Source organism: Natronomonas marina (genome assembly GCF_024298905.1).
Classification (GTDB): Archaea; Halobacteriota; Halobacteria; order Halobacteriales; family Haloarculaceae; genus Natronomonas; species Natronomonas marina.
Genome location: NZ_CP101154.1, coordinates 1,472,879 through 1,495,260, shown reverse-complemented (window position 1 = coordinate 1,495,260; position 22,382 = coordinate 1,472,879). Strand labels below are relative to the sequence as shown.

Sequence of the window (22,382 nt, the reverse complement as noted above, 5' to 3'; positions counted from 1 at the left end):
TCGGCTAGTGGAACCAATTAGTTTAGGATCTCGCCAGTAGCTTCCGATCACTGAGGAGTTTGTAATATTAGTGTAAAACCCCCAGCTCATAGGCGAACACTCTGCCAACACCCAACGAGTTGCGGGAATGTCAAGTTATTTTTGGTTTGTAAAACAATTTCTATATAGCTTCAGTCTGTGTATTTACTTAATCTAATTGAGAATTGCCAGTCCATTATGAACTACTCGACTAAGGATGTCATGTCTGAGATATCACGTTATCAGGTATAGAATTCGGTCATCTGAACACTACCGACTGAATTCGTTCTCAGCGTAACTATATTCAATCTCACCCAATACAGAGTGACTACCTTGCAGAATCTTATACCCCTGTTCTGGTGTAACTGGCGCAGAAGCCGAAGATTCTATCGAGTTCAGATACTGGTCAAGTAACGTCTCAAACCCGAAGAAGAGATTCCCTTGAAGCATATGTACTCCCGATTTCACAATCCCGGCTCCGAACTGTCCCATTCCAGAAATAGCGGTTTGAAGCACCTCTAGAGGCGAATGCCCCTTCTCTTGACCAACGTGAACGATAATATCCCTAAATATATCTACAACTGCGAGGCGTTCTGTTCCGCAAATAACAAAGAACCATTCGGAGAGGGGTGCATCGAATATCATTGACAGTTGCCCCTGCCTCTCCTCCACTCCCTCGAATGTAGCAGTCACCGATTCCAAAGGTTGGCCACTCCCCTCGCTCTCCTGAACAGTCGCATTTACAACATCAAGACCACCAATAAACGCTTCAATCAGATACAGGAGGTGCGGTGATTCATCGAAAAACAGCCCTCCAGGTAAATCAGTGTACCAAGATGGCAGATCACGCCGTGGACTGCTAAACTGAACGCCCTTCACATACCGAATATCCCCAAACTCCCCATCCTGAACCAGTTGACGTGCCTTCCTCACGGAACGTGAGTAGAGGAAATTATGAACTATCCCAAGTTCCCCGCTTGACTCTTCAGCTGCGGAAATCATATTCTCTGCGTCTTCCAACTCAACTGCCATCGGTTTTTCACAGAGGACATTCGTCCCAGTTTCGAGGGCCCCCGCAGTGTATTCTGCATGGGTAAACGGCGGTGTACTGATCGTGACTAAATCTAAATCCGACGCGAGGAATGATTCGTAATCGTCGTATACATTCAGAATGTCGTGATCCTCAGCAGCTTTCTCCGCATTAGGCCAATGATGATCATAAACTGTGGAAAGTGAAACACGAGGGTTCGCCTGTAAGGCGGGTATATGGCGTTCCGTAGCGATTGACCCACAACCAACCAAACCGACTTCATACTTTCTAGTCATTAGTGACTACCTTACTGTAAACCTTCATTACTCTTTCCGTCCGCTGCTCCCATGTGAGGTTTTCAGTAATGTATTCACGGGCATTTGTTGCAAGTTTCGCTCGTAACTCGTCGTCGTCAAACAGCTCAATAACTGCCTGCGCCACTCCGTCTGGATTGCCCGGCTCCAGAAGAACGCCTGTTTCGTGATCAGTGACCACTTCGGGAACGCCGGCGATTGCCGTAACGACAGGTGGGACACCGGATGCCATCGCCTCAAGCATTGTAAGGGGTAGTCCCTCGGAATAGGACGGCCGACAAAACACGCTTGCACGATCATACATCTCAGAGATGTCATCAACGTAATCGTGGATCGTCACGGAATCAGAGAGACCAGAGGATTGAATCGTTTTCTGAACTTCTTCTCCCAAGGGACCACTTCCGACAAGATGAATCTCCGCATCCGGATGAGAGTCTAAGATCGCTGGGAGTGCGGTGAGTAGATCTTGGATTCCATTGTTATGTACGAATCGGCCGATATACAAGAGTGACGTCCCATTTGTTGGATTCGGTGAGAATTCGTCAACGTCAACTGCGTTCCGAACTACCGCAGTTCGCTTCGCCCTCAGCGATTTTGCAATCAGCTCGGCAGCAGCACTGACACATATCACTTGTTCGCTCCGAGAGATCACGAACCGGCTTATCGTCTGCTCGAACGTCTTCGCTGCGGCACCACCAAAGCCGGAGATCATTCCGATATCACCGAGATGAAGCGTAGTCACCAATTTGTAATCTGCACGGATTGAGTAGAGCGCACCGAGTACTGAGGTATAGAAGAATCGGTTGTGCGCGTGTACAACATCCGGCTGAAATTCTCGAACAACTCTTCTGAACTCACGCAGAGCAGAAACCGAAAACATACTCTGTAACCCAATAGTTTCGGTGAGATCAAAGGCCGAAGCTGTGTAGAATGATATTTCAGGGTGATCTTGCAACTCGAAATCTTGGGTGCCGTCGTCTAACGTGAAAATGCCGACTTTAAAACCTTCCTCAACGAGATGGACCGCTAATTTCTGCACTACTTGTTCAACGCCGCCATCGCTCGGCGGTAAATAATCCGACGTAAGAAGTATTCGATTCTCCGCCCGCTTGTCCATAGAGCACGTTGGATGGCCCCCCCTAAAGTACTAACTTATCCTGATATCCTAAATCGGACAGGTCTAATTTACCCCAGTTGCATTTCACTCATTTATTTATCTCCATAGTCAATTAATCAGAATTATAGGGATTGGTTCACTTGTCCTCTGGAGGAGACAAATTATTCAGGTATATAGGACGGGGGCCACGTACAGTATGCCCACCGATTGGATGGGTCGGGCGACGTTCGGGAGAATCCTCGTGAACCCGTTTGAGGAACTTATTCAGGCTGCTTAAGAGAAACTCCTGCCTTCTATTCAAATATTCTTACACTACCCGACGGAGATAAGATCTTCCGCTTGCAGAATTGCTACTCAGCAATCATGCTCAGGAAGAACGACGAGAAAATCGTCTGTAGCCCGACGACGATCGCAGTAAACGCGCCGAGTGCGCTGGTCGTAAAACCAAGCGGAATAAATCCACTCGCAGCCCACTGGTATACGAGTCCACCGGCTGCAACGGTCCCGACGCCGAAAACCAACAGACCGATCGTCGCTCCCCACTCCAAAGAGACATTCTCGACGAGCGTCCGCGTTATCGGGTCCGTTGGCGTGCGTATCGGATCGCCGGCAACGGCTGCGAATACACCGAGACTAGCGATCTGATATCCGACGATCGTAAACAAGCTGCCGGCGATCATCGAGTTGACCCCGAGGCTCACACCGCTAACTGTAACACCGCTCCCGGCAATGGACATCACAAGGAGTCCGAACGCCCCCAACAGCAACCCCGGAATCGAAAACAGATAGGCGGGGGCGTTAACGAGCATGAACCGGACGTGCCGCCAGCCATCCCGGAAGCTCTCTAGCGTTTCTTCACCTTCGCGCTCGTGATAGACGATGGCCACCTCCTCGATGTGTAAATCCTCCGCACCAGCGGCCATAATCATCTCCGAGGCGAACTCCATGCCATCTGTCTGCAACGCCAGTTCGTCGAGTGCGTCGCGCCGGAACAGCCGGAAGCCACTGTGGGCGTCCGAGACATCGGCATCGTAGAACGCGTTCAAAAACTTCGTCAGCAAGGGGTTTCCAATGTACTGATGCAGGGTCGGCATCGCACCGGGTTTGATTTCGCCTTCCAGCCGGCTGCCCATGACCATGTCGGCGCCGGTGGCCTCCAGATGCTCGAGTAGCCGTGGAATCTGGGAGAAGTCGTACGTCGTGTCCGCATCCCCCATCACGATATAATCCCCACGAGCCTGGTCGAACGCATAGCGGTAGGCGTACCCGTACCCCTTCTCGTCCGGCTCGACGACGATAGCACCCCGCTGGCGGGCGATGTCAGGTGTCCGATCGGTCGAGCTGTCGCTGACGATTATCTCGGTCGGCACGCCAAGTTCGAGAACGGCGTCTTCGATCCAGTCCAGACACGTCTCGATGCCTTCCTCCTCGTTCATCGTCGGCATAACGACGCTCAACGTCGGCCTAACCTCGGACTCTGCACTGACGAGGAGGTCTTCGATCGGTCTCGACGATGGCGTTGCAGCAGATTCGGCTACCGGTTTAGCCCGAACCTGTGTCCCCCCGTCTTGTATGGCATCCCCGTTCTCGGCATCAGCAGTATCACGTTTCATGTGTGGTTCCAATCTTCCATCGAATTGCCCCAACGAGTTGCCCCCAACCAGTACATATCTCGGTTAGTACGTTCCTAACAGTGGGAAGATACATGATAAAATTTCTTCTTTTACTCATGATATACCGGTTCGTAACGACCAAAGACGGCCAAAATAATAAAGCCATTCTATTCTAAACTCCCCATTAATGGATGCCATCGTCCTGGCTGGGGGGTATGCCACACGGCTGTGGCCGATCACACGCAACCGGCCGAAGATGCTGTTGCCGATCGGCGACCAGACGGTCATCGGGACGACGTTCGATGCCCTCGAGCGCGACGAACGTATCGACGACGTATACGTCTCTACGAACGAGAAGTTCGCGGCGGACTTCGAGACGTACATCGCAAACTCGGCGTATCAAAAACCGCAGCTATCCGTCGAAGAGACGACTGCTGAGGACGAGAAGTTCGGCGTCGTCGGGGCCCTCGCGCAACTGATTGATCGGGAAGGATTGACCGACGATACGCTCGTCATCGCCGGCGACAACCTCATCAGCTTCGACCTTGCGGATTTCATCGACACGTTCGCGGACGCCGGCGAACCAACACTTGCTGCCTACGACGTCGGATCGTACGAACGAGCCACATCGTATGGCCTTGTGGAATTGAACGATGCCGACGAAGTCGTCGACTTCCAGGAGAAACCCGACGACCCGTCGACAACGCTGGCCTCGATCGCCTGCTACGGGTTTCCGAGCGAGGTGCTCCCGCTGTTGGACGAGTACCTTGCGGGCGACAACAATCCCGACGAACCGGGCTGGTTCCTCCAGTGGCTCCAGGACCGTGCCACAGTCCATGCGTTTACCTTCGAGGAGGCATGGTTCGACATCGGAACGCCGGAGTCGTATCTGGACGCCATCGCGTGGCACCTCGACGGAACCAACTTCGTTCACCCAACCGCGGACATCGAGAACGCCACACTGGGCGAGAACGTCCAGGTGCTGGCCGGCGCGACACTGGAGAACACGACCGTCGAGAACTCGGTTATTTTTCCGGACGCGACGATTCGCAACAGTGAGATCCGCCGGTCGATCGTAGACCACATGACAGAAATCGAATCACTTGATCTTTCCGGTGCTGTTATAGGGGCCCATACGAAATTAAACGGTGACTAACGCCATGGGAAACGAGATGGGGATCATGATCTGTCACCGGTGTCAACGGCCAGTAACGTCTCCGATCGATGGACCGAGCGGCGAACCGTACCACCGCTCCTGTCTGTCGGATTCCGAATATAAATCCGTCCACCGGGGTTAACCTGGGCCAGGAAAGCCATCCTCGTGCCTACCTGATTTCTCACATCATTCGGTAAGAGAAGCCGTATCGCCCTATACAACGGTTGAGCGTCGGTATCGAGCCCGACCCGTGTTGCTTTGGCTAGAAGAATGAGCGGTAAGAACACACATTCCCCCCAATCGATGTGTTCGAAGTGTTACATTCGGACCGCTCACCCCCGCTCTCACGGGTGTAGACCGTGCGGTTGAGGAAAATTTGGGTTGAAACATATCGATAGAGGCGTGTGGGAAATGCCAGTCGATACACTTCGATAACGGTGTGTCTCCGGCCTTTCGGCGACTGTAGCCGTTTTCAGTATTGGCTATGCACGACCACACAGACGGACTGATCGGAAGAACGCTATTCGAACTCCCCGTACCGATGGCCCGTATTACCTCGAGGAATCGAGCGTCAGAGTTCGATATCTCGGCATGAAGGCTTTCAAGACGGATATCGGGCTGCTGAACCCGCCCTCAAACGATCCTCAGCGAGTGCCTGACGATCCGCCCGCGAACGTTCGTCTTCCGACGTGCGGTCCCTCTCCAGTACCGTGGCGAGGACATCCGCTCGTGCACCGATCAGGGTGCGGACCCGCCCAATTGCTCGGCGCCCCTCGCCGGCCCGAAGACATCCAGGGCATCCTTGCGGACGGGAGCCGCCGATTTCGACCTTGCCAGCTGTCAGGAAATTGGTGCTGGATGCCAAGGCATTTGTATGCGTTGCATACAATGTAAACTCCATGGGAACGATCTCGGCACGCGTCCCCGACGAATTAGAGGCTGAACTCGACGCCTATCTCGAAGACGAAAACCTCGACCGGAGTACGGCCATTCGAAAGCTCCTCTCCGAAGGGCTCGAAGCGTGGCGACGCGAGCGCGCGCTCGATCAACTGGCGGCAGGGACCATCACATTCAGCAAGGCGGCTGAGCTAGCTGGCATGTCGGTCTGGGACTTCGCACAACTCGCCAAGGAACGCGATATCACCTGGGTGGATGATGACCATCTCGACTCGGATCTCGAGGCGCTGTGAATGTGGGTCTTTGACGCTACTCCCCTCATCTACCTCGCCAAAGTCGACCGACTGACGCTCGTCGAGCATCTTGCGGCGTCATGTGTGATTCCCGAGCGCGTCTACGAGGAGGTCGTTGCCACCGGCCGTGAGGAAGGGTATCCGGACGCCCGTCGCATCGAACGAAGCGTCGATACCGATAGGTTCGACATCGTGTCCGTTGGAATGTCTCCGCTTTTGTCCCGACTCCAGACCAACGACAGTCTCAGCGATGCCGATGCCGCCGTCCTCGCCTGTGCCGACGCCCACGACGGGACGGCCGTGATGGATGAGACGTATGGCCGGAACGTGGCGGCGGCCGAGGGCATCACAACGAGAGGAACGGCGTATCTCGTTCTGAAACTCGTAAACGAGGGCACGATGGGTGTCGACGAAGCACGGACCGTGATCGATGCCATGATCAACGAGGGGTGGTACTGTGCGCCCGATGTCTATACCAAAATCATCCACAAGCTCGAGACACTTGCGGACTGAGGTGACATCCTCCGTGCAACAAAATGTCGAGACTTCCCGTCCCGCAGGGTGGGATATTTGCCGGTCTACAGTAGTTGCGGATTGTACATTGAACAAGCCGAAAACAGGAACGGCAAAAAATATCGTATCCAAATATGCTGTAATTTCCTCTCGATAGCGGCCTCTAAAGTTGACACCCTTGGACGGAATACAGCCCTGAAAGTTAACTGGCAGTATTCACACACATTCGCACATGACGCGGCGACTGACCCGTCGGTCATATTTTGGGGCGGTTGGAGCGGCTGCAGTGACAGCGTTGTCAGGGTGTCAGGATGGTGGGATCATCGAGGACCCGGATCCGGACCGCGAGGAGTTACCGACGGACACCCCGACGGCTACCGGGACGGATACCGAGACAGCGACGCCCAAAGAGCCGGAGTGGGCCGTCCGTCGTAGCGGTTGGGGGACAAGGGGTCTGGGCGGAGGTGAAAAAGTAAGCTCGTGTCGGGCGAGTATGTACACTACCCAGGGGTGGCAGCCCTTCGATACGGACCGCGACGCGATTCGAGTCGTCGATGTTGAGTCGGACCAGCAAATCACCATGCAGTACGAGCAGTCCGACGCGACGTTCGAGTTGGAATACCTTACACCGTATCCGTATTTTAACGATGTCGGCGTGGAGTCAGGGGAAATTGTGGAACCGCTCATCGGAACGCGAACGACAGAGGCGTCCTACGAATTCAAGGACGCGACTGTCGAGGGCGACCGAACCATGTTCGAAGACACCGTCCTTTCGTCGTACCGCTTCGAGATCGTCGTCGACGAGGAGGTTGTCGCGCAAACCTCGCCAGTCGAACTCGTCACCGGATACACGTACGAAGCACGCGCGACCGACAGCGAAATATGGGTCGAACGGGGGGAGATCATCCAGCCGGATTGGACCGTCCAGTTTCGCCTCGTCCCCGCCGAGGGCGACCCTGACGATACGGCGGCACTCCTCGACGTGCCCAATCGGGCCGGCAGCGACCGCCTGTCGGTCCCGATTGACCGGCTTGACGTCGCAAGCGGCCGTTACGAGGCCCATTTTGACGTGTATATCGACCCAGAGGAGCCGAAGTTGCTCGGACTCACTCCCGTAGGGGAGGTAGAAGTGTGAGCAGCACCGATGCGAGTCGACTGCGCCGCCGTGACTATCTGTCCCTGATTGGGGGCGCCAGCACGACGGCGCTTGCCGGCTGCGAGTTGCCTCTCGGTCCCGACATCCCGCCGTTCGTCCGGGGGTGGGCCGAGGTGACCGCCGACGAGGAGACGTTCGTCGTGCTGGAGTTCGACGGCGACATCCAGTCGATCGTGGAGAACAACGATATTAACGGCGACGACATCATCACGAACGACGAGGCGACGGATGTCGAGTTGTCGATCGAACCGGTGCCGGCGGACCCGCCATGGTCGGTCCCGGACCGCCGCACCGTCGAGGGTCGCGTCGAGAACTACGTCGTCGAGGACGTGACCTGGACCCTCGAGCTGGAACACCCCCAGACGGGCGAGACCGAAACCAGAGAGGTCCCGTGGTACACGACGGGGCTCATCCACGTCAGCGACGATATCGACGTGGTCGACTCCGACAACGCCTTCGCCGGCCGGTTCCCGAGCGGCTACGCATACGAGATGCCGGGCCTGGTGACCGCACTCGACGACGAGCTCGCCTCGCGTCGGGACTTCGATGGCCTGTTCGAGTACCGTGGCTACGCCCCGAACCGGACGCTCCCGATGGTCGACCACTTCGATTACGACCCGCTGGTGAGCTTGCGGGCCGCGGCGGAGTACCGAAAGTGGTACCTCGCCGAGATTCGGCAACTCTACCGGTACGACTACTACGTGGACAACTCGATCGAGGACGTAATCGAGGTGGTGGACGCCATCATCGACGAGTTATCCACGATGACCGTCGAGAGCATACTGACGGCACCACTCGGTGGGGCTATCGGGGGCGCAATCGACCTGTACAGCGTTCACGACGCCCTGACGACTGAGTTCGAGACGCTCGACCAGGAGACGTTGGGCCTCGAGGAACTCGCTGGCGCACAGGTGAACAGCCCGTGGCTGCAACCGGCAAACGAAATCCTGGGGACAGTCTGGCGCCACAGCATGACGCTTATCGAGCGGAACATGGCGCTTGCGACGGCCGTCGACCGCGAGGGGTTTCGCCACCACCTCTCGGCGTATCACGACCGCGTCGAGAGCGACATCGACACCTGGCGAGGGCTCCGGGACCTTCCAAGCGGCCCGCGCGACGGCCAGTACTGGCAGGCCATCTACAATCACCTGATGCAGGTCCACGACGACGTTCTCCCGATGCTGGAAACCGAACGGACGGAACTCGCAAAGCTGCAGAGTGCCTTCTGAGTCCTCTACGGTCGCTGGTGCCACGGGGAATCGGCTCGCCTTTGCAGTTCCGACGCCAGGCCGTTCCGGAATATCGGCATAGAGTCGACGTGGTTGGTAGGTTGAAGCTACGTGTGCTCTACGCACCGTGATTTCGGAATCGGTGCAGATCGACCCCGATAGAGAGGTCCTCGAAGTCGTCGGCGGCGCCGGCGACGAGGGTCGCCTCACGTTCGTGAGCGAGCGCAACCGCGTACGCGTCGGCAAGGGAGATGCCCCCATCGGCTTTCACTTCTGCTGCCAACCGCCAGTCAGCCGATTCGATGCTCAAACCCTGTCGTGCAAGTGCACGAACGTCCCGGTCAGCGTCCCGCAGCGAGGCGTCCGTCGGCGTGTCATCGACGCCCTCGAAGCGGGCGACGAGATAGAACACCTCACTCGCATTCGCCTCGGTCAGGAAGCCGTCACTGCTGCCAGTGAAGACCTCGTCAAGAATATCGGCGACGACCTCGTGGCCAGGTTCGTTGTACAGAAAGGCGATGATCGCTTCCGTATCGAATACGTACCCGCTGCTCATGTGTCCTCGGTCGGACGTAGCCGTTCAGTTCGCTCTGCTTCCTTGCGCTGTTCTTCATCTTTCATCTCACGAGCCTTCTCCAGTACGTCACCGTGTTCGTGCTCTCCGGAGTGGATTCCATGCAGTTCGTCCGGGGACGGTACTGGCTCGACGATGATCCGCCCCTGCTCTTCGTAAATAAACACCTCTCCCGGCGTCTCGATCCCGAACTTCTCGCGCAACGGCTTTGGGATCGTTGCCTGGCCCTTCCGAGACACGCGCACTACTCTCGGTTCGTTAGTACTACTCGCCATCGTTAGTAGTACCTGTAGTATTCTGTATTACTAAAGCTATGGTAGTCAAACGGTTTGTGAGATCAATAAATCGGATCGGCGTGTTCGACACCCCCTACGATCACTCACTACCGTATGGAAGAAACGACAGCAGCCGAGTACCGGTGGGTCATCCGAGGTGTCTTTCAGTATCGAAACTGTAGAGAGACGTATGCCTGGAGCTGGCAGCTCGGACTCCCTGGCGATGAAAGTTCTCGGGGTAGCCGTGGCGCTCGTCGCAATCGTCGGCTACCTGTATTTCGGTTGGTCGTTCGACGGGGCCGATGGCATCGGTCCGACAGCCATCGGCGCGACAGTTGCAATCGTCGCTGTCGGGTGGACGGTGTATACTCGCGTTTGACCCAGGTTGACCGAGCCTCAGAACACAGTTTTTGGCTACTCGAAGGCAAGTTACCAGCTTCGGCCGACCGAAGCTCGACAGCCGCTTACCAGATACATATATCGCCGTGGCAATAAAGGTTAGAGTATAAACTAATGTGGTGTTATGAGCTAACTTTTATGGCGATATAACGCAATGTCCAAGTTGTATGCCACCATCGAATGGCGGTATGGGCGTCACAGCAATCATGACAGAGACGGACAGGGAACGGATCAGCAGACAAGTGGATGTATCAGACAGCAAGCGATATGAATCGGCTTCCCGCGTGCGGCAACGGATTGGTGAACTTGAGAAAGATGCAGAGATTCTGGAAGAACACCACCCCAAGTTGTACCGGGAGCTTCGAGAGGCCGTGTGTGAATGAAAGACTACGAGGTCACGCCCCCGCCGGATCGTCTGGCCGACCGCGTGCAACTTCGCACAGCGTTCTCGACGGAGCGCGGTACCGTGACGAAGTTCCTGGTGCAGCTGGAATACTGGCTGGAGGGCGACTGGCGTGAGGTCGTCCGCTACGATCACGACCGCGACGCAGCCGGTGGCCACGACATCACCGAGGAAGGCCTGCATCGAGACACCTACCGAGACGGTGAGAAAATCCGGTCGGAAGAGGTCTCACCGCCGATCCCGGGGAACGACGGCTTCGATGCCGCCGAAGAAGATTTACGCGAGAACGTCGAAGGATTCATCAAGAGGTTCGAAAAATGGCACGGAGTGAAAGACAGGAGCGACCTGTGAGCGACGAAGAGTTCGAGTCGATGCCCGAGCGCATCAGCAGCCACTTCGACCGGGTACGCGATCTGGTGGAGCAGGAAACCGGCGACTCCGACGACTCCGACGCCTGAGCGCGGCTTTTTTGTAGTTGACTTCTGGCAGCCATCTGCTCGGAGACAGAGGGTTCAAGTCCCGATAGTCTGTTTTCTGACCAATGGGTGGCGACCGGGAACGGAACGAGGGCGGGCAATTCGAGCCAGAGTACACCGACGAAGAGGTGATCGAAGCGGTAGCGGAGAACGAGCCCGCCGGTACCACCGAGGTCGCTGATGAGCCTGGAATCGCACGACAGAGCGCAGACTACCGCCTTCGCCGTCTTCTGGATGGAAGAAACGACAGCAGCCGAGTACCGGTGGGTCATCCGAGGTTTCTTTCAGTATCGAAACTGTGGAGAGACGTATGCCTGGAGCTGGCAGCTCGGACTCCCTGGCGATGAAAGTTCTCGGAGCAGCTGTGGCGCTCGTCGCAATCGTCGGCTACCTATATTTCGGGTGGTCGTTCGACGGGGCCGGTGGCATCGGTCCGACAGCCATCGGCGCTATAGTTGCGATCGTCGCTGTCGGGTGGACGGTGTATACTCGCGTTTGACCCAGGTTGACCGAGCCTCAGAACACAGTTTTTGGCTACTCGAAGCAAGTTACCAGCTTCGGCCGACCGAAGCTCGACAGCCGCTTACGCGTTCGATTGGTCGTCGGCTCGCACCTCGACCCACAGGTGCAGGTCCCGGTAGGCGTTGTCAGCCGTCGGCTGGGCCGGGACCCCGTCGCGGTACAGCAGGAACTTGACGCGCCGGTCGGACCCGCTGAACTGGGTCGCCGTCTCGGAATCGACGACGAGCGTCCGGTTGCGAATGTCGCTTTCGTTGTGTGGGACCGTCGTCGAGAAACGATCCAGTTCCGTACGGTCGGTGACAACCAACCGTGTCCCGTTCGCCTGTGCGTCCACCTGCGTCTGATTGGCGAGCGGCGTCTGCCGTTCCCGGATTTCGACCGCCTGCAGCTGGACCACCACCGTGTACTCGACGGTCTCATATTCGTTGTTCCCGACGCCGACGTGGACGGACTGCGGCTGGTCCGCAACCAGCTCCTCGGGGTAGTCGTCGGCGACCAGATCACCGGTCTCGTTTTCGGTCAGGACGTAGAACTCGGTGAACTGTTCGCCCTGTTGGGGTACGGCGACGGCATAGACGACACTCGAGGTCGCCAGCAGAATCGACAGGACGAGCAGGACGTTCAGCGCGGCGTCGGCCGTCGAGTCCGGCGCGAACAGCTCGGATTTCCCGGCACCCAGCCACGACCGATACGGAACCCGAAACCGTTCGTCGTCGGGCAACTGCCACCGTCGCTGGGCCGCTACGCCCGTTGCGATGACGGTGAAGGCACTGATACTGACCAGGATCGGGACCAATCGGATGCCGAAAGGCGTGAAGTTCAACGCTAGCCCGATGAGCGGGACGATCGCGATCGAGAGCCCAAAGGAGAGGGCAGTCCGCTCGATGCCGTCGATACCGCGATCCTGCAGGCCGTCGCCACCGTTCGTCTCGGAGGCCGCTTCATCGGCGGCCGCCTCAGCATCCGGCGACGTCCCTTCCTCCGGGAAGAGGGCGGCGATGAAGGCATAGCCGGGCACGAACAGCACGAAGGCAAGCCCGACGACGACGCGAACGGGCGAGTCGTTGACCACCGGCAGGAAGACGGTCAGATTCGTCAAAACGACGAGTGCGAGCACCGCGGCCAGGTCGGCCGGCAGATTCCGGACCGGCGACGGCAGAAGCAACCACAGCCGCTCGCGATTCATATCACGGCGGATGGCGGCGACGGTGAAAAATGAGTCGGTCGACTGCCGCCCTCGGTCAGGCAGCGTCCCTCGGGCAGGTACGTACGCCCAAGACGGAATAAATGGCACAGGAACTCGTTGCAGCAGTGAACAGCGCGATGATCGAGACGACACCCAAAACAGGAGCAACGACGGTCGGTAACCCGATCTGACCGGTGAGAATACCGAGTGACACGATTCCCGTCAGAGCCCCGAGTACGGTACGGACAGCCTGGTCGACTGATCCGACATTTGTTTCCATGGTACAGATGTCGACTGTTTTGACCATAAGTATTTCGCGGTATTGTAATTTGAATACACTTCAGGCGTGCGTCCCAGAGGTTTGCAACAACAGGATCGATTCTCAGTTGGGAAAATATATACTGATTGTAAGCAACGTCACGAACGTGGCACGAATCCCTATCGAGCGACAAGCCCGCCAGCCCCTCCGGGACGGCCTGCTGGTCGCCGTCGGGATTGCGGGACTGCTCGTGGTCGAGTTCGGTTTTCTCCGGGGCGTGGCTGTGCTCGAAACCGACCCCGTCCACGGTTTCCTGTTCGGCTGTGCGCTCGGCACGATGTGTTCGGGCATCTTCCGGGCCACGACCGAACAGGCTCTCGTGTCGACGCTCGCACTCGGCGTCGGCTTCGCAGCCGGTGCCCTCGTTGATATCCCGTAGCCGAATGGAAGGTTTATGTCCCGCCGAGTGAAAGAAGACGAGTATGACAGGCAGATTCAAACGCGGGCTCGCCGTCGTCGACGACAGCGTCGACATCTTTCGTACGAACCCGCGTCTGGCCCTCCTCCCCCTCCTGAGCCTGTTGGCGATCGGGAGCGCCTTCGCGGTCGTTCTCGGTATCGCCCTCCGGTACGGCGCCGTCGACAGCGTCCTGATGAACGACCTCCTCAAGTACGCCGCCATCTTCGTCGGCATCGCCGTTTCCTCCAGCGTCGGGACGTTCTTCAACGCCGCCGTCGTCCACTGCGCCGCCCGGTACTTCCGTGGCGAGGACCCCTCCGTCCGTGAGGGTCTCGAGGCCGCCTGGCGCGTCCGCCGGAAGATTGCCCTCTGGTCGGTCACCGCCGCGACGCTCGGGACCGTCCTGTACATCGTCGACGAAAACTTCGGCGTGTTCGGCTCGCTGGCGCGCTTTCTTTTCGATCTCGCCTGGAGCCTCCTGACCTTCTTCATCGTTCCCGTGATCGTCCTCGAGGAGACGGGCAGTCTGCGAACACTGCTTCGGGAGAGCGGCGAGATTTTCAAAGAGACGTGGGGCGAGAGCGTCACCGCCTCGCTCGGTATCGGGCTCGTGTTCCTGCCGGTCGCCCTCGTCGGGATCGGCGCGGTCGGGTGGGCCTACCTCTTCGGCAGCGGCGCGGCCGCCTACCTCGTCGGTGCCGCCGGCTTCCTCGTCGCGGTGGCCGCCCTGGTGGGCTCGCAGGTCGTCGGCATGGTCGCCCGAACCGCCCTCTACCGGTACGCGACCGACGAGGAACGGGTCGGCCCCCTCGACGGTCGGGACCCCGAGTCGGTCTTCGCCGCGGAGTGAATCAAAGTCGCGGATTCACCAGACACGAGGCGGATGCCACGGGGCTTGACCCCGAGGCGGTTGACGCGACAGGAGCGTTCGATTAGCCACCAAGGGTGTGACTCTGCATATCACAAGTACATAGATATCCCCAGTATAACGAACAAGCACCTATTACAATGGACAAAAAGTGCCAACATCGACCATAAACTCTGGTAAATGTTATTGTTGTTCCGGGCGTTTTATTACATTTAATTCAGATACGCTACTATGTAGTCTAACGTGTGAGGAACGCGATCAAGCAATGGAATCTCACGATACATATCAGTACGTCCTGATGCCGGAGGATTTAGATGAATCCCAGCAGGAGGGTCTCACAGAGACGCTTGCCTCGGAATTCGACTGGGGACAGGAGGCCCAACTGGAAATAAACGAGGCAAAGCCAGTCACGCTGGTCCTGCCGGAACGGATTCCGACGAACGATAAACCAGCCGTCCGCGAACTGTTTGCTGATCACATCAACTACGAACTGGATTCGTTCGAACGAATCATCCTCGAGTTACACGTCACCTGGCCAACGCCAGGATACCAGATCTGTATCGGCTTCCAGTAGCGGTCGAGGGAGTTTTCGATTTGTTTCATGCCCCCACTGGGCAAGCCGCGGGTCGGTAAGTACAGGTGTTTTCAGATGACTCTGCCGACTGATCTCGTTAGATAAGCACCTGAGATGTAGTTTCACTCATTGAAATGGGTGAATTCCACCGTGAAATATGGAGTATCTCATTCTCATACCATCGATATCAAAACCCGTATCCAATATATGCAAGCCAGTAAAATATATGTGTGCTGAAGACATAGCGCAGTGTATGTCTGACGAGCCACTATCTCCTGATGGCCCCGACGAGTTCCCCACCAAAGAGGAACTACCGGACGAACCGGTAACCGTGGATGATATTGACCCGTTCACTGTTGATGATGGTGACTTCGACGACATCGATGACTTCGCAGCCGCAGAGTGGAAAAAAGACACTACTGCGGACGAGCGAATTCGAATGGTAATCAACAGAACGACGACTCCGAAATCCGCGGGCGATGTCGCAGACACAGCGCTGGTCTCAGAAACAAAAGCCAGAACCACGCTCAACAAGCTTGCCGAAGAAGGCACCGTGAGAAGTCACCAGACGGACTCCGGAAAGCTGTACGAGCGAGACCCCGAGTGGCATCTCCTCAAACAGGTTAAACAGCTCGCTGGTAGCGAAACGCTTGTCGATCAAATCCAGCGAGTGAAACGAGAGCTCGCAGGGTACAAAGCCAAATATGACGCAAACGATCCAGAGGAGCTCCTAGTTTCAGACACGGAACTCGACCGAAATGAACTCGACGACATCTCACACTGGCGGACAGCAGAACGAGAACTCAGCCACCTCAGAGCCGCATACCATCTCAAAGAGGCGATAGAGCACGCATATACCGTAACGGAATCGAGGGACAAACGGTCGGGTGATCAGACCACGCCCCCCGATCGCAACCATCCCTCGCTCCAGTAATGGGGATGGGGAACGGCTCTCCGATCGATTCGGGGGCGATCGATGAGAGCGTAGAGCGGATGCGCCGACAACTCGACAGAGGAGTTGTCGACGTCCGATTCCGGTATCGGAAAGGTCAACCGTTCAAACACCGAGACGGTGAAACCCCCAGAGCGGCACGGGTTACTGTCACCCCCGGAATCCACGAGCAGGGTGGGTATTTTGATATTCAGTGGTGGGAGAACGGAGACTACAAATACCACTATCGGGAAGACGGGCTGGAATTCAGGTTCGGGCGCGAAGCAACGAATGGAACCACCAATACGCCAGTACGGCATTTTCATCCGCCAAGCAATCTCGGCGAACACCAACAATCCTGTATCGGGATTGAACAACCACCTAGCCTTGTCACGATTGCTGTACTGAAGACGTGGTGGAAAGCGGTCGAGAACGGTGATAAGAACTTGGTGAACGCGCAGAATGGCTTGCCGTAGTCTAGGAACTCTACGACACCCTCGTAGTGCTCAGGCTGCAGTGCCGCCTGCCAGATGGGCCGCCAGCTCTCTGGCACTGGCGACGTGATTCGCCGCCACATCGTCACCCGTCTGGTCGACCTCGTCCAGCAACTCGAGTACTACGGCTGCCCGCTGCTCGATAACCTCAACCTCACAGCCCCGCATGTCGTCGGCGACGGCTTCGGCCTCGCCGAGCAGGCGACTCGCCGACCGCTCGACGGGGCGCTCTGCGGTCGCGGCCAGGTGTTCGTACAGCGCCTGAGCGTCGGCCTGGATATCGTCGCTCACAGCCGCACCTCCGCGCGGTCGATATCTTCTGCCGTGTTCACGTTCACCCGCCAGCCGCCGAAGCGGACCGTCTCGACGGTGCCGTCGCGCTCCAGCAGCCACCGCACCGCGTCCGTGAGTTCGTACTCCCCGCGTTCGGAGGGTTCGATGGCACGACAGGCCTCGAAGATACGCGGCGAGAAGGCGAAGCAGCCCGTCGTCGCCAGGCGAGACGGTGGCTCGGCGGGCTTCTCGACGAGGTCGACCACCTCGTCGCCGTCGAGTTCGAGGACGCCACCGCGCCGTGCCCGCTCCTCGGAGACGCGGTCGACGAGCAGCGTCGCGTCCGCCTCGCGCTCCCGGTGTCGGTCCAGCACCTCACCAACGTTGCCCCGGAGCACGTTGTCGCCGTTCAACTGGAGAAACGGGCCATCGACGAGCGATTCGGCCCGATGGACGGCGTCGGCGAGGCCGCGCGCATCGGGCTGTTCGACGTAGGAGATGGGCCGACCGTCGAGGGCCTCGCCGAAGCGGTCGCGTATCTGGCCGCCCCGGTAGCCGATGACAACGACGTAGGCCTCGACGTGGGGTTCGAGCGTCTCGAAGACGTGTTCGAGGAGTGGCTTGTCGCCCACGTCGACGAGGCCCTTCGGCTGCTCGTCGGTGAGCGGACGGAGGCGGGTGCCGCGACCGGCGGCCGGGACGAGTCCGTGCATGGAAGACGATTTCGGGGCGCCCTCCAAAAACGCACGCGTTCCCGAGCGCTCAGTTTCGAACGCCGAGGTAGCCGGCTGTCTCCGATGCGATCTCTTCGGTCGTCCCCTGGATTAGCTCACCTTCTCTATACTGAATATCCGCGTGCCGGATAGTTACGACAGTCCAAGGGTTGACGAACGTTTCACGGGGCAATCCGCCGGTTTTGAAGTCCTTCTCGGAAATACGTACCGCGAAGTCTCGTTGGGTCGTCGTGGCTGCCGCGTAAACGGCTTCCTCGTCGCTGAACGGATGCGTACTATCGCTGAGACATACATACGGTCGGTAGTCGTGATCGGCGAACAAATCGGGTCCTTTCACTACATCGCCCCTATCGTACACGGTCGTCATTCTTCACCGTAGTAGTCGTCGGACATCGAGTCCGAACTCGCCTTCGTCTGTGCCGCGTACGATGCCAGCCGGTCGTCGATACCGATAGCCCAGTACCGTCCCTTGTGGCGGACGAGTCCGCGGTCCTCGAGCCGGGACAGAACGGCGCCGACGCTTCCACGCTTGATTCCCGTTGCCTCGTGGAGTTCCGTTTGCGTGAAGGCTTGCTCGTCGTTTTCGGCGAGGAACTGGAGGACCCGATACGGCTGACTCCCCTCCTGGAAGTCGAGGGCGTCGGGCGGGTCCTCGTCGAAACGGTCGATACTGATTGGCATGTGTAATATTATGCAATTCTCCGTAATAAAGGCTTGCCGCTCACCATCGGGTATCGGTCATCGGTCATCGATGAGAAAACCGGTGGCTATCCGTCAGGGTTCAGGTGTGCGTCAGACATCGTCGGTGACGAGGAAGGTTCGGCCGCCCTTCCGTTCGAGGTAGGCGGTTTCGGCTTCCAGGGCGTATCGCTGGACGCGTTCGGTGGGCAGTTCGCTGACCTCGAGAACGCCGTTGTGCGTCGGCTCCGTGGTCGCTCGGCGGGTGTTCGTCGACATACGAGAGACGACGCGTCCCGGGAATAAAGGGGCGAGCCTAGTCCGGAGTGAAAGTGAAAGTGCGGGCAAGCGAAGGGCCAGAAATCGAGTACCTGAAGAACTCGAACAAAGGGACGATGTGTCGCACGTCGGTGCGGAAGTTGTCGGTGACCGCCCCCAGCTATCTGCAGATCAACAGTGAATTTGCTTCTAGCTACCGGCGAGCGTTAGGATCGGTAGTGTGCCGACGATTGTATCAAGACCCGATTCGGACGAGTTCGCTCGCTCACTCCGTCCGCCCCGTCTCGTGTGCCGGCGGGTCGTCGGTCCCGAGTCGACCCTCGACGAACGCGGCGAAGTCCTCCGCGAACGCCTCGACTTCGGTCCAGTCGGTGTACTCGTAGTCCCGGGACGTGTCGACGTCGCCCGTCGCATCTCTGGCGATTCGCTTGAGCAGCAGCCGCTTGAGGAAGCCGTACTTCGAGTAGCGCAACGCGCCGCCGAACAGGCCGATCCGGTCGGGACGCCAGTCCGACTCTTCGAGGAGGTCGTCGACGTATCGTGCCGCCTCGGCCCGCCGTTCGGGGTCGTCGACCGCCGACGACAGCGACACCTGAAAGAACGCGGTCGGACGCGCGTTCAACGCCTCCCGGTTCGTTCCAACGAACTCGTCGATGCCCGCGTGGTGCTTTCCGACGTGGATCGACGACCCGATAAGGACGGCGTCGAACGTCTCGACGTCGAACGCGGGACGCTCGTCCACGTCGACCGTCTCGACGTCGTGGCCGCGAGCCGTAAGCGTCGCTTCGATCCGTTCTGCGACCGTACGCGTCTGTCCCTCGCCCGTCCCGAACAACACGAGAAACCGAGCCATGGCGGGACGTACTGTGCCGGTCGAAGTAAGCCTGCGTCCGGTTCTCGAAACGGGAGAACGACCCGAGATGCGTTCGTCACGACGGCGACGAGGCCGAATCGCCTTCGGTCGTTCCACTCGCCGCCGTCGTTTCGAGGTGATCTCCCGGCGTTCGAGACTTCAGCCGCCAATCCGCTGTACTCCGCCGTTATACCGGACTGTTTTCTCGAATTCGAAGCTGTTATGCGGCAGATAAAACCATAACACGACATACATAGTTATCAGCGTCGCCCGGCGTATCACGGCCCATGTCGGGAACCGTATCCTCCTGGGTAGACGAGCACCCCGTTGCTGCCTTCGTCGTGGGTGCTTACGCCTTCACCTGGGTGATCTCCGCCCCTGCCGCGTTCATGGAGGAAGGGTGGACCCCGTGGATCCTCATCTACATCGGTAGTTTCGGACCACCGGTGAGTGCGGCGGCAGTGACGTGGTTGCGGGGTGACGACGTCAAAGCGTGGGCGAAACAGATCGTTCGGTGGCGGGTCGGCTGGTTCTGGTGGGTCGCCGCTTTCGGAGTACCGGTCGCTATCGTGGCGGTTACCACGGTCGTCCTCTGGGCTATCGGCGGTCCGGTCGACCTCGGTCAGCCCTTCCAATCCCCCGTTTTGATCGCCGTCATCTTCGTGTTCGGTCTCACGGTCAGCGGCGGATTGAACGAGGAGCCGGGCTGGCGTGGGTTCGCACAACCCCACCTGAACGACCGGTACGACGCACTACCGGCGAGTCTCGTCGTCGGCGTTGTCTGGGCCGTCTGGCACCTCCCCTATTTCGTCATCCCCATCACGCCCCACTCCGGTTTCACCGTCGTCAATCAGGTCGGCTGGTTCGTCAGCATCGTCCTGCTGTCGGTCATCCTCGCGTGGGCCTACAACGGCACGGGCAGCGTACTGATCGTGATGGTCCTCCACGCGATGGTGAACACCGCGGACGTACTCCTTCCGCTGCCCCCGGAGTCCATCGTCGTCGAGGGAGTCATCGACGAAACCGCCGTTGCAACGGTCACTGTTACGCAGCTTGCGGTCACACTGCTCGTCGTCGTCGCTATCGTGGCGTACTTCGGGCGAGAATCACTCGCTCGCGGGGAAATCCCGGGAACGAGGTACATCGAAGGGAAAACGGGAGCCTAACACACGGACACGACCGTTACAGCGGTAGCAAGGCGAAAGCCCACCCCTTCAGGGGTGGGAGGAGGTCAAGTGCGAGCCGCCCCGGGAGAACTGTTCAGTACACCGCGTCGACGATGGACTCGTCTAGCTCCACGAACTCGCGCAGGTACGCCCGTCGTTCGGCGCGCAACTCCCGCAACATTCTGTCGGGGTCCTCGGCGTGGTGGATGAGATCGAAAGCGCCGATGTCCATCCCCGGCACGTCGTCGGGCACCGTCAGCCCCGTCGTCTCGTCGTCGGTCCAGTCGACGCGCCCGCGGGCGAGTTCCCGCAGGATCGTCACCGAGTCCTCGACGCCGACGTCCTTCGCGTTATCGCCGACGTAGCCGGTGTTGAGGACGAAACAGTCGACCTCCAGATCCGCGATGAGGTCGCGGAACCGGTTGCCCTCCTCGCCCTCTGGGCCGACGATGAAGGGGTTGGTGCCGACGACCCGGATGGACTCGCCGGCCGCCGAGGGGTCGCCCGCGCTGGTCTGGATGGACTCGCCCAGCATGAAGGCGGCGGCGGCCTCGTCGGGCGACAGTTTCGCCACCGGCGGCATCGCCGGGTTGCGCGTGATGAAGAACACCTGGTCGACCGACCCGAGGTCGATGTCCGCGTCGGCCGACGCGAGGTGTTCCCGGAGCACGACCGCCCGCCCGTTCGTCGTGTGTGCGTCGCTGTCGAAGTCGACGGTGCCGTCCTCGTCGACGTCGACGTTCTCCAGTATCGCCGACTCGTGGGTAGCGGCGTCGTACAGTGCGGGCTGTTCGTCGCGGTCCAGCCCGATGGTCTTGATGTAGAGGCCGTTGCCCTCGCTGCCGGCGACGGTCCCGTCGGGCAGCAGCGCACAGACGTCGTCCTGCAGCATGACGGCGTTTTCGGGGTCGTCCAGCCAGAGTCCGTGGGCCGTCAGCGTCGACTTGCCGGTCGCCGACAGGCCCAGGAATAGCTGGCCGACCGTCCGGCTGTCGCCGTCCTCGCCCTGCAACCGGACGCGCTTGGAGCCGGCGTGCAGGCCCAGGCCACCGGCTTCCTTGGCGCGGCGCATGAACAGTCGGAGGAAGGACTTCTTGGCCTCGCCGGTGTAGTCGCTGCCGAGCACCGCGGTGATGCCCTCGTCGGGCAGCACGCGGATGGCTATCTCCTCGTGGTCGGGCACCTGCACCGTCAGGAAGTCCGGGTCGGCACCCTCGGGTGCCGGCTCGAACAGCTTCGCCACCCCGAGCGCGATGCGGCCGTACTCGCGGGGCACGTAGTACCGACAGCAGTAGGCGTGCTCGGCGTGCCGCCCCACCTGGCGGTCGAGACACACCATCTCCTCGGTGCGAGCGTACTCGAGGGCCGTCTCGACGTGCTCGTGGTCGGCCGCGTCGAACTCGTCGTCGATGGCGTTCTTCGTCCGGTCGGCACACCGGGAGCGCTGCTCGCTGACGTATGCGGGCGAGCCGAACTCCGTCGTCGTCTCCAGGTCCGACGAGAACTCCCGGAGCCGTTCGGGCGAGGGATCGTACACGACGTTGTCGGCGTCGACCGGGTCCGGTAGCGCCGTCTCGAGTTGGGCCGGTCGCAGCCCCGTGTCAGACATCGTAGCGGGGTATCACGGGGAGGGCAAATAAGT

The 22,382-nt window shown here is 58.9% G+C and carries 29 protein-coding genes; 15 read left to right on the top strand and 14 right to left on the bottom strand.

The features are described 5' to 3' along the window. Positions 1–288: 288 nt before the first annotated feature. The 3 genes from NLF94_RS08060 to NLF94_RS08050 all read right to left on the bottom strand — a co-directional run bounded on the left by NLF94_RS08060 (position 289) and on the right by NLF94_RS08050 (position 4,092). On the bottom strand, positions 289–1,344 hold the full coding sequence (locus tag NLF94_RS08060; RefSeq protein WP_254840954.1) for a Gfo/Idh/MocA family protein: 1,056 nt from the start codon (positions 1,342–1,344) through the stop codon (positions 289–291). Next, a complete protein-coding gene (locus tag NLF94_RS08055) occupies positions 1,337–2,479 on the bottom strand; it encodes a glycosyltransferase family 4 protein (protein WP_254840953.1) in 1,143 nt (380 codons plus the stop codon). The genes NLF94_RS08060 and NLF94_RS08055 overlap by 8 nt, the downstream gene beginning before the upstream one ends. 350 nt (positions 2,480–2,829) lie before the next feature. After that, positions 2,830–4,092, bottom strand: coding sequence for a glycosyltransferase family 2 protein (locus NLF94_RS08050; RefSeq protein WP_254840952.1), 1,263 nt, complete (start codon positions 4,090–4,092; stop codon positions 2,830–2,832). A 187-nt stretch (positions 4,093–4,279) separates the two neighbouring features. On the opposite strand from NLF94_RS08050, the gene NLF94_RS08045 reads away from it, so the two are divergent. The 5 genes from NLF94_RS08045 (at position 4,280) to NLF94_RS08025 (ending at position 9,336) form a co-directional block, all read left to right on the top strand. Further along, entirely contained in the window at positions 4,280–5,248 is a 969-nt protein-coding gene (locus NLF94_RS08045) for a nucleotidyltransferase family protein (protein ID WP_254840951.1), read from the top strand. An 899-nt stretch (positions 5,249–6,147) separates the two neighbouring features. Further along, positions 6,148–6,438 (top strand): UPF0175 family protein, encoded by a 291-nt coding sequence (locus NLF94_RS08040; protein WP_254840950.1) that lies wholly within the window; start codon positions 6,148–6,150, stop codon positions 6,436–6,438. Then, complete coding sequence (locus tag NLF94_RS08035) at positions 6,439–6,951, top strand: PIN domain-containing protein (protein WP_254840949.1); 513 nt, start codon at positions 6,439–6,441, stop codon at positions 6,949–6,951. A gap of 232 nt (positions 6,952–7,183) precedes the next feature. Beyond that, a complete protein-coding gene (locus tag NLF94_RS08030) occupies positions 7,184–8,086 on the top strand; it encodes a hypothetical protein (RefSeq protein WP_254840948.1) in 903 nt (300 codons plus the stop codon). Next, positions 8,083–9,336: a hypothetical protein gene (locus NLF94_RS08025; RefSeq protein WP_254840947.1), complete on the top strand. Its 1,254-nt coding sequence runs from the start codon at positions 8,083–8,085 to the stop codon at positions 9,334–9,336. Before NLF94_RS08030 ends, NLF94_RS08025 begins: the two co-directional genes overlap by 4 nt. A 118-nt stretch (positions 9,337–9,454) precedes the next feature. Here the strand turns inward: NLF94_RS08025 and NLF94_RS08020 are convergent, their stop codons facing one another. After that, positions 9,455–9,892, bottom strand: a complete 438-nt coding sequence (locus NLF94_RS08020; RefSeq protein ID WP_254840946.1) for a PIN domain-containing protein — start codon at positions 9,890–9,892, stop codon at positions 9,455–9,457. Continuing rightward, positions 9,889–10,185: an AbrB/MazE/SpoVT family DNA-binding domain-containing protein gene (locus NLF94_RS08015; protein WP_350355850.1), complete on the bottom strand. Its 297-nt coding sequence runs from the start codon at positions 10,183–10,185 to the stop codon at positions 9,889–9,891. The genes NLF94_RS08020 and NLF94_RS08015 overlap by 4 nt, the downstream gene beginning before the upstream one ends. Positions 10,186–10,375: 190 nt before the next feature. Between NLF94_RS08015 and NLF94_RS08010 the strand changes: the two genes are divergently transcribed. The 4 genes from NLF94_RS08010 to NLF94_RS07995 all read left to right on the top strand — a co-directional run bounded on the left by NLF94_RS08010 (position 10,376) and on the right by NLF94_RS07995 (position 11,962). After that, on the top strand, positions 10,376–10,564 hold the full coding sequence (locus NLF94_RS08010) for a hypothetical protein (RefSeq protein WP_254840944.1): 189 nt from the start codon (positions 10,376–10,378) through the stop codon (positions 10,562–10,564). A 208-nt stretch (positions 10,565–10,772) separates the two neighbouring features. Continuing rightward, complete coding sequence (locus NLF94_RS08005) at positions 10,773–10,967, top strand: hypothetical protein (protein ID WP_254840943.1); 195 nt, start codon at positions 10,773–10,775, stop codon at positions 10,965–10,967. Continuing rightward, on the top strand, positions 10,964–11,338 hold the full coding sequence (locus NLF94_RS08000; protein WP_254840942.1) for a DUF7718 family protein: 375 nt from the start codon (positions 10,964–10,966) through the stop codon (positions 11,336–11,338). Before NLF94_RS08005 ends, NLF94_RS08000 begins: the two co-directional genes overlap by 4 nt. A gap of 435 nt (positions 11,339–11,773) precedes the next feature. Further along, complete coding sequence (locus tag NLF94_RS07995) at positions 11,774–11,962, top strand: hypothetical protein (protein ID WP_254840941.1); 189 nt, start codon at positions 11,774–11,776, stop codon at positions 11,960–11,962. Between the two features lie 84 nt (positions 11,963–12,046). On the opposite strand, the gene NLF94_RS07990 is transcribed toward NLF94_RS07995, so the two are convergent. Both NLF94_RS07990 and NLF94_RS07985 read right to left on the bottom strand, forming a co-directional pair. Further along, on the bottom strand, positions 12,047–13,171 hold the full coding sequence (locus NLF94_RS07990) for a DUF1616 domain-containing protein (RefSeq protein ID WP_254840940.1): 1,125 nt from the start codon (positions 13,169–13,171) through the stop codon (positions 12,047–12,049). Positions 13,172–13,226: 55 nt separating this feature from the next. Next, complete coding sequence (locus tag NLF94_RS07985) at positions 13,227–13,451, bottom strand: YgaP family membrane protein (protein ID WP_254840939.1); 225 nt, start codon at positions 13,449–13,451, stop codon at positions 13,227–13,229. A gap of 145 nt (positions 13,452–13,596) precedes the next feature. Between NLF94_RS07985 and NLF94_RS07980 the strand changes: the two genes are divergently transcribed. The 5 genes from NLF94_RS07980 to NLF94_RS21120 all read left to right on the top strand — a co-directional run bounded on the left by NLF94_RS07980 (position 13,597) and on the right by NLF94_RS21120 (position 16,739). Beyond that, the gene (locus NLF94_RS07980) at positions 13,597–13,869 is read left to right on the top strand and encodes a hypothetical protein (protein WP_254840938.1); all 273 of its coding nucleotides are present in this window, start codon (positions 13,597–13,599) and stop codon (positions 13,867–13,869) included. A gap of 43 nt (positions 13,870–13,912) precedes the next feature. Then, on the top strand, positions 13,913–14,740 hold the full coding sequence (locus tag NLF94_RS07975; protein WP_254840937.1) for a DUF6159 family protein: 828 nt from the start codon (positions 13,913–13,915) through the stop codon (positions 14,738–14,740). A gap of 283 nt (positions 14,741–15,023) precedes the next feature. Then, positions 15,024–15,332 carry a hypothetical protein gene (locus NLF94_RS07970; RefSeq protein WP_254840936.1) on the top strand — a complete coding sequence of 103 codons (309 nt, stop codon included), beginning with the start codon at positions 15,024–15,026 and terminating at the stop codon, positions 15,330–15,332. Between the two features lie 253 nt (positions 15,333–15,585). Then, the gene (locus NLF94_RS07965) at positions 15,586–16,266 is read left to right on the top strand and encodes a DUF7342 family protein (protein ID WP_254840935.1); all 681 of its coding nucleotides are present in this window, start codon (positions 15,586–15,588) and stop codon (positions 16,264–16,266) included. Beyond that, positions 16,266–16,739: a toxin-antitoxin system TumE family protein gene (locus NLF94_RS21120; protein ID WP_491562646.1), complete on the top strand. Its 474-nt coding sequence runs from the start codon at positions 16,266–16,268 to the stop codon at positions 16,737–16,739. Before NLF94_RS07965 ends, NLF94_RS21120 begins: the two co-directional genes overlap by 1 nt. A 30-nt stretch (positions 16,740–16,769) precedes the next feature. Here NLF94_RS21120 and NLF94_RS07960 read toward each other — a convergent pair whose 3' ends face one another. The 6 genes from NLF94_RS07960 to hemG all read right to left on the bottom strand — a co-directional run bounded on the left by NLF94_RS07960 (position 16,770) and on the right by hemG (position 19,574). After that, positions 16,770–17,048: a DUF8152 family protein gene (locus NLF94_RS07960; protein WP_254840934.1), complete on the bottom strand. Its 279-nt coding sequence runs from the start codon at positions 17,046–17,048 to the stop codon at positions 16,770–16,772. Continuing rightward, entirely contained in the window at positions 17,045–17,743 is a 699-nt protein-coding gene (locus tag NLF94_RS07955) for a sugar phosphate nucleotidyltransferase (protein ID WP_254840933.1), read from the bottom strand. Before NLF94_RS07955 ends, NLF94_RS07960 begins: the two co-directional genes overlap by 4 nt. A 49-nt stretch (positions 17,744–17,792) precedes the next feature. After that, positions 17,793–18,131, bottom strand: coding sequence for a hypothetical protein (locus NLF94_RS07950; protein ID WP_254840932.1), 339 nt, complete (start codon positions 18,129–18,131; stop codon positions 17,793–17,795). After that, positions 18,128–18,445 carry a MarR family transcriptional regulator gene (locus NLF94_RS07945; protein WP_254840931.1) on the bottom strand — a complete coding sequence of 106 codons (318 nt, stop codon included), beginning with the start codon at positions 18,443–18,445 and terminating at the stop codon, positions 18,128–18,130. Before NLF94_RS07945 ends, NLF94_RS07950 begins: the two co-directional genes overlap by 4 nt. Before the next feature lie 111 nt (positions 18,446–18,556). Beyond that, complete coding sequence (locus tag NLF94_RS07940) at positions 18,557–18,721, bottom strand: hypothetical protein (protein WP_254840930.1); 165 nt, start codon at positions 18,719–18,721, stop codon at positions 18,557–18,559. Positions 18,722–18,986: 265 nt separating this feature from the next. After that, the gene (gene hemG, locus NLF94_RS07935) at positions 18,987–19,574 is read right to left on the bottom strand and encodes a menaquinone-dependent protoporphyrinogen IX dehydrogenase (protein ID WP_254840929.1); all 588 of its coding nucleotides are present in this window, start codon (positions 19,572–19,574) and stop codon (positions 18,987–18,989) included. Between the two features lie 287 nt (positions 19,575–19,861). Here hemG and NLF94_RS07930 point away from each other — a divergent pair, with 287 nt between their 5' ends. Next, positions 19,862–20,740 (top strand): CPBP family intramembrane glutamic endopeptidase, encoded by an 879-nt coding sequence (locus NLF94_RS07930; RefSeq protein WP_254840928.1) that lies wholly within the window; start codon positions 19,862–19,864, stop codon positions 20,738–20,740. 94 nt (positions 20,741–20,834) lie between these two features. Here the strand turns inward: NLF94_RS07930 and NLF94_RS07925 are convergent, their stop codons facing one another. Continuing rightward, positions 20,835–22,349 carry a phosphoenolpyruvate carboxykinase (ATP) gene (locus tag NLF94_RS07925; RefSeq protein WP_254840927.1) on the bottom strand — a complete coding sequence of 505 codons (1,515 nt, stop codon included), beginning with the start codon at positions 22,347–22,349 and terminating at the stop codon, positions 20,835–20,837. Positions 22,350–22,382: the final 33 nt, after the last annotated feature.